This window comes from Longimicrobium sp. (assembly GCF_036387355.1).
GTDB lineage: Bacteria > Gemmatimonadota > Gemmatimonadetes > Longimicrobiales > Longimicrobiaceae > Longimicrobium.
In genome coordinates this window covers 1-5,600 of sequence record NZ_DASVTX010000093.1, presented here as the reverse complement: position 1 = coordinate 5,600, position 5,600 = coordinate 1, and the positions used below count along the sequence as shown (strand labels likewise).

Sequence of the window (5,600 nt, the reverse complement as noted above, 5' to 3'; positions counted from 1 at the left end):
AACCCCCGAGCGCGGCGCGCAACCGGGCGTGCATCGGATGCGGTGGCGCGGGATTCTTCGGTCGGCGCCAGAGTCTGGTGTGGCGGACGGTGCGGCGTAGCGCCTCGCTCAGAATGACACTCGAAGTCCGAGCCGGTGAGGAATCCCGGTGCGGCTGATGTCCGGTCACGCCGCGCTGCGGCGGGACCTCCGCCCGCCAATATCCTGCCGCCCACCTCGGCGCCGGGGCGTCATTCTGAAGGAGCGTGCGCCCGCTTCCCGGCACCGCGTTCGAAACCCGCGCTCAGCCGCTGAGGAAGTTGCGGACGTACCAGTCGATGAGCAGCTGGCCGAAGGGCTCGGTGATGGCGGCGCCGAGCGCCAGGAAGATGCCGAAGGGAACCAGCTTCCCCGTCTTCATGCTGATAGGCGCAAAGATCAGCGTGCCGAACAGCGCGCCCAGGAAAAGCGTCAGCAGCACGCTCCACGGCCCCAGGAACGCCCCCACCATCAGCATCATCTTGATGTCGCCCCCGCCCATCGCCGGCTTCTTGAACGCCCACTCCCCCACCACGGCGATGACCCACAGCAGCCCGAACCCCAGCCCGGCGCCGATCAGCGACTGCTGCCAACTGATGCCCCCTGGCGCGAACGAGAGCGCGAATCCGATCGCCGCGCCGCCCAGCGTGAACTGGTCGGGGATGATGTAGGTCTTGGCGTCGGAGAGCGCGATCCCCAGCAGGATCGTGAAGAAGAGCGCCACCACCAGCGCCTGCCACGTCGCCTCGAAGCGCAGCACCGCCATCACCCAGAGGAGCGCCGTCGCCAACTCCACCAGCGGGTACTGCAAGCTGACCTTTTCACCGCACGCACGGCAGCGGCCGCGCAGCATCATCCACCCCAGCACGGGAACGTTGTCGTGCCAGCGGATGGGAGTGCCGCACGAGCCGCAGCGCGAGGGCGGGCTGATGACGGACAGGTCCGCCGGCCAGCGGTACACGCACACGTTCAGAAACGAGCCCACGCACGCGCCGATCACGGCGGCGAAGGCTACAAGCATCGCCATCACTCGATCAATCCCGTTCCGCTCAGCGCAGCAGCTGGTGCATGAGGATGGCCCCCGCGGCAGCCACGTTCAGCGACTCCGCCCGCCCGCGCAGGGGAATGCCCACCACGCGGTGCGCCCGGGCGCGCGTGTCGGCGCTGATGCCCGCCCCCTCGTTGCCCACCACCAGCGCCGTGCGCGCGGGCGCCGGCTCCGGCACCGCCTCGCCCCCCGTTCCCGACGCCAGCACCTGGAACCCGTTCTGCTCCAGCCAGGGCGCCAGCTCGTCCCACGCCGCGTCCACCACGGGAAGGCGAAAGGTGGCGCCCATGGCCGCGCGGACCGACTTGGGGTTCCACGCATCCACCGTCCCCGGCAGGCACACCAGCCCCGCGGCCCCCAGCGCCTCGGCGGTGCGGGCCAGCGTGCCCAGGTTTCCGGGATCCTGCACGGCGTCCACCACCAGCACCACCGCCGGCTCGCGCTCCACGCGGATGCGCGCCAGCCCGCCCTCGGGCACGGCGCCCACGGCCAGGATCCCTTGCGGCGACTCGGTGTCGGCCAGGGTGCGCAGCTCGACCTCGCTCACCTCGCGCAGGGTGACGCTGTGGTCCAGCAGGGCGTGGATGAGCGCGCGGCCGCGGGGGGTGTCACCCGCGGAGGACGACGCGGCCACGAAGTCGATGGACAGCTCCGAGCCCAGCAGGTCCTCCACGGCGCGGATGCCTTCGGCGACGAAGCGGCCCTCCGTTTCGCGGTGCTTGCGCTGTCGCAGAAGCCGCAGCAGGCGCTCTTCGCGCCGGGTCAGCACGCGCACCCCGGATGGTCCGCGATTTGCTTTTCCCGGCGGCCCAATGCAGCAACCGCCAACGTGGAGATACATATGTCGCTTGCACTTACGCGCAAGGTTCGCCGTACGGCCATGGTCGTCTGCCTCGCAGGGGCGGGCGGCGCGGCAACGGCGTGCGCCCCCCAGGTGACCACCCAGCAGGAAGTGCAGCTGGGTGCGGACTATTCTCGCCAGATCAACCAGCAGCTGCCCCTGGTGCGCGACCAGGCCACGCTGCAGTACGTCAACAACCTGGGACGGCGCATCGCGGCCACGGCCGACCAGCGCGGAATCCCGTACACGTTCTACGTCGTGAACTCCGACGTTGTCAACGCCTTCGCCATTCCGGGCGGTCACATCTACATCAACCGCGGCCTGATTGAGCGGGCGGACAACGAGTCGCAGATCGCCGGCGTGCTGGCGCACGAGATCGGCCACGTGGCGCAGCGGCACAGCATTACGCAGATGCAGCGGGCCCAGAACGCCAACACCGCCCTGTCGGTGGTGTACGGCGTGCTGCTGGGCCGCAACCCCGGCGCGATCGAGCAGGCGGGCATTCAGGTGGGCGGCGGCGCGGTGTTCGCCGGCTACACGCGCGACGCGGAGCGCGAAGCCGACGCGGTGGCCGTGGGCTACATGGTGCGCTCCGGGTACAACCCGCAGGGGATGGTGCAGCTGTTCCAGAAGCTGCAGCAGCTTCAGCAGCGGCAGCCCAGCACGGTGGAGCGGTGGTTCGCCACGCACCCCAGCGAGCAGGAGCGCGTGGCCAACACGCAGGCGGCCATCAGCCGCACTCCCGGCGCGCAGAACGCCAACCTGGTGACGGACACGCGCGGGTTCCAGAGCTTCCGCGCCCGCGTGGCCGCCCTGCAGCCCGTGCCGACGGACCGGCGCCGGTGAGCGCGCCGGCCGCGCCGCAGCCCGGAAGGCGCATGCGCCGCCTGCCGTACGGCGCCGGGCTGCTGGCGTGCGCCGCGCTGCTCACGCTGGGCGGGTGCGTGAGCGAGCAGAGGGAGCAGACCATCGGCGACCAGGTGGCGGCGCAGATCAATTCGCAGGTGCCGCTGGTGACGGACGTGCCGCTGAACCTGTACGTGAACGACCTGGGCCGCATGATCGCCAGCAAGAGCGCGCGGCCGGGGCTCCGGTACCACTTCTACATCGTGGACACGCCGGGGCTGAACGCGTTCGCGCTGCCCGGCGGGCACATCTACGTGAACCGCGGCCTCATCGAGCGCACGCGCGACGTCTCCGAACTGGCCGGGGTGCTGGCGCACGAGATCGGGCACGTGGCGGCCCGGCACGGCGCGCAGAACCTTCAGCGGCAGATGCGCTCGCAGGGCATGGCCAGCACCATGTACCACCTGATCCTGGGGCGCGAGCCGCTGCTGGACCAGGACGCGCTGGCGCTGGGCGGGGCCATGTGGAACGCCCAGCACTCGCGCGCCGACGAGGCCGAGGCCGACCGGCTGGCGGTAAAGTACCTGGTGGCGTCCGGGGTGGACCCGCGCGGCATGCTGAGCCTGTTCAGCACGCTCATGGCGGAGGAGCGGCACGATCCGCAGGCGCTGCGGGCCGAGGCGTCGTGGTTCAGCACGCACCCGGCAACGGCGGCGCGCATGGACGCCACGCGCGCGCAGATCCGCAACGTGCTGGCCGCGCCGCACCGCCAGCTTACGCGCGAGAACGCCTCGTACCCCGCCTTCATGCGGCGGCTGGACGAGCTTCCGCAGCCGCTGCTGCTGCCGCTGCCGCCGGGGCACCCGGGCTTTCCCGACGGACCGGGCCCCGTCCGCCACCCGCTGCAGCCCGCCGCGGCGGCGAAGAAATAGCGCGACGGGGGAGATGGGATGCGGAGGGGCGCACCGGCGGCGGTGCGCCCCTCCGCCGTTCCGCCCGGCCCGGTTTCTACGTCTGTGTGGATGAAGGTACGTCCTCCCTCCGTGGATGAGGACGGCGTGCGGTTGCACGGCGACGCGCCGGGGGCGAGTTTTTCCGCGCACACGATTTTCATCGATCCGGACGGACAGAAAGCCGATGACCGCCACGCCTCCCATCACCCTCACCATCGCCGGCTCCGACTCCGGCGGGGGCGCGGGCATTCAGGCCGACCTCAAGACGTTTCAGGCGTTCGGCTGCTTCGGCACGTCGGCCATTACGGCCATCACGGTGCAGAACACGCTGGGCGTCACGGGCGTGCACTCCATCCCGGTGGAGACGGTGCGTGCGCAGATCGCCGCGCTGGCCGACGATCTTCCCCCCGCGGCGTGCAAGTCGGGGATGCTGGCCACGTCGGAGCTGGTGCGCGCGGTGGCGCAATCCATCCGCGAGCACCGTCTCCCCAACTACGTGCTGGATCCGGTGATGGTGGCCACCAGCGGGCACCGGCTGCTGGACGAGGACGCGCAGCGCACCATTGTGGAGGAGCTTCTGCCCCTGGCCGCCGTCGTCACCCCCAACCTGGACGAGGCGGCGCTGCTGGTGGGGTTCGCGGTGGATGATCCGGACGCGATGCGGCGGGCGGCCCAGCGGCTGGTGCAGTTGGGCGCCGGGGCGGCGCTGCTCAAGGGCGGGCACCTGCAGGCCGACGAACTGGTTGACCTGCTGTGGGATGGGCGCGAGTGGCACGAGTGGCGGCATCCGAAGATGGATACGCGCAGCACGCACGGCACCGGGTGCACGCTCTCCGCGGGGATCGCGGCGGGGCTGGCGCACGGAAGGCCGCTGGCGCGCGCCGTGGGGGACGCGCTGGACTTCGTGCAGCGCGCCATGCGGACCGCGCCGGGGCTGGGCGCCGGGCACGGCCCGCTGAACCACATGGCGCCCGGTCCAGCGGCGGGATGAAGGGCGCGGGGGATGGCTTGCGGATGAAGCCTCCCCTCTCCGTGCGTCTGTTTGCACGGGGAGGGGCCGGGGGAGGGGCCCACGCGCGGAGCGCGCCCCCCTGAGCGGATGAATCCGCCGCTCCAACAGCGGGAAGCCCCGACTCGTGGCCGCTGTCGCGTCCACGATCGAGGCTTCAACTGCTCTCGGGATCGGAGGTGGGCGCGTCGGCGCGGCATCAGCCCGGCGGTTCAAACCGCGCCTGGAAAAACACGAAGTCCCGATCAGACAACGAAGCCCGCACTCGTCCGGAGTGCGGGGCTTCTGTCATCCACGAAAACGCGCGGTCAGCGGTTCGCGAGCACGTTGTCGGCGCGCACGACGTCGGGGGCGCTCACCACGGGCGCGGCAATGCGCTGCGTGCGGCCCGACTCCAGCTGGCGACGGAAATCCGACTCCTCGGCAAGGTCGCGCAGCGTGCGGTCCATCCCGTGAAGCTGCTCTTCCATGAGGGCCAGGCGCCGCTCCATCAGCTGCGTCGCTTCGTTCTGGCCCTGCATCTCGCGATAGCGGCCCAGCGCCTCCATCAGCGGCCGCAGCGCGATCCGGGCGGTGATGCCGGTGATGGGAATCAGCACCGTGAGGCTGCCCAGAATGATCGCGGTCATCGCGACCATGGCGTCTGACGGATCCATGGAAGAACTCCTTTGAAGGTGAGGTTCGGGCGCGGACAGGCCCGGGGTGATGGCGCACCCGGGCCGTGCGTTCGCGCCGGTCCGGGGGCTGTACGGCAGATGTGCGCTACGAGTTTCGCGCCGGGAACACCCGGCGCGGAGCGCAATCTAACGGCGAAGGGCCAGCTTGTGTATTCCCGCGCCCCGCGGATCTCGCGGATGGGGAACCGGCGCTCATCATCATGCCCGC

The 5,600-nt window shown here is 71.0% G+C and carries 6 protein-coding genes; 3 read left to right on the top strand and 3 right to left on the bottom strand.

Annotated features, from left to right (window positions below; all coding sequences use genetic code 11):
- Positions 1-283: 283 nt before the first annotated feature.
- The gene (locus tag VF665_RS04450; protein ID WP_331052206.1) at positions 284-1,045 is read right to left on the bottom strand and encodes a prepilin peptidase; all 762 of its coding nucleotides are present in this window, start codon (positions 1,043-1,045) and stop codon (positions 284-286) included.
- Between the two features lie 22 nt (positions 1,046-1,067).
- Positions 1,068-1,841 (bottom strand): RNA methyltransferase, encoded by a 774-nt coding sequence (locus VF665_RS04445; RefSeq protein WP_331052205.1) that lies wholly within the window; start codon positions 1,839-1,841, stop codon positions 1,068-1,070.
- 66 nt (positions 1,842-1,907) lie between these two features.
- Here VF665_RS04445 and VF665_RS04440 point away from each other — a divergent pair, with 66 nt between their 5' ends.
- From VF665_RS04440 to thiD, 3 genes are all read left to right on the top strand, one after another.
- The gene (locus VF665_RS04440) at positions 1,908-2,753 is read left to right on the top strand and encodes a M48 family metallopeptidase (RefSeq protein ID WP_331052204.1); all 846 of its coding nucleotides are present in this window, start codon (positions 1,908-1,910) and stop codon (positions 2,751-2,753) included.
- Positions 2,754-2,785: 32 nt separating this feature from the next.
- Positions 2,786-3,685, top strand: a complete 900-nt coding sequence (locus VF665_RS04435) for a M48 family metallopeptidase (RefSeq protein WP_331052203.1) — start codon at positions 2,786-2,788, stop codon at positions 3,683-3,685.
- Positions 3,686-3,890: 205 nt separating this feature from the next.
- Positions 3,891-4,697: a bifunctional hydroxymethylpyrimidine kinase/phosphomethylpyrimidine kinase gene (thiD, locus tag VF665_RS04430; RefSeq protein WP_331052202.1), complete on the top strand. Its 807-nt coding sequence runs from the start codon at positions 3,891-3,893 to the stop codon at positions 4,695-4,697.
- 326 nt (positions 4,698-5,023) lie between these two features.
- On the opposite strand, the gene VF665_RS04425 is transcribed toward thiD, so the two are convergent.
- The gene (locus tag VF665_RS04425; protein ID WP_331052201.1) at positions 5,024-5,371 is read right to left on the bottom strand and encodes a hypothetical protein; all 348 of its coding nucleotides are present in this window, start codon (positions 5,369-5,371) and stop codon (positions 5,024-5,026) included.
- Positions 5,372-5,600: the final 229 nt, after the last annotated feature.

Excerpts from the sequence above, each read along its gene's own strand:
- VF665_RS04450 (WP_331052206.1), bottom strand. The coding sequence starts at position 1,045 with ATGGCGATGCTTGTAGCCTTCGCCGCCGTGATCGGCGCGTGCGTGGGC.
- VF665_RS04440 (WP_331052204.1), top strand. The coding sequence starts at position 1,908 with ATGTCGCTTGCACTTACGCGCAAGGTTCGCCGTACGGCCATGGTCGTC.
- VF665_RS04435 (WP_331052203.1), top strand. The coding sequence starts at position 2,786 with ATGCGCCGCCTGCCGTACGGCGCCGGGCTGCTGGCGTGCGCCGCGCTG.
- thiD (WP_331052202.1), top strand. The coding sequence starts at position 3,891 with ATGACCGCCACGCCTCCCATCACCCTCACCATCGCCGGCTCCGACTCC.
- VF665_RS04425 (WP_331052201.1), bottom strand. The coding sequence starts at position 5,371 with ATGGATCCGTCAGACGCCATGGTCGCGATGACCGCGATCATTCTGGGC.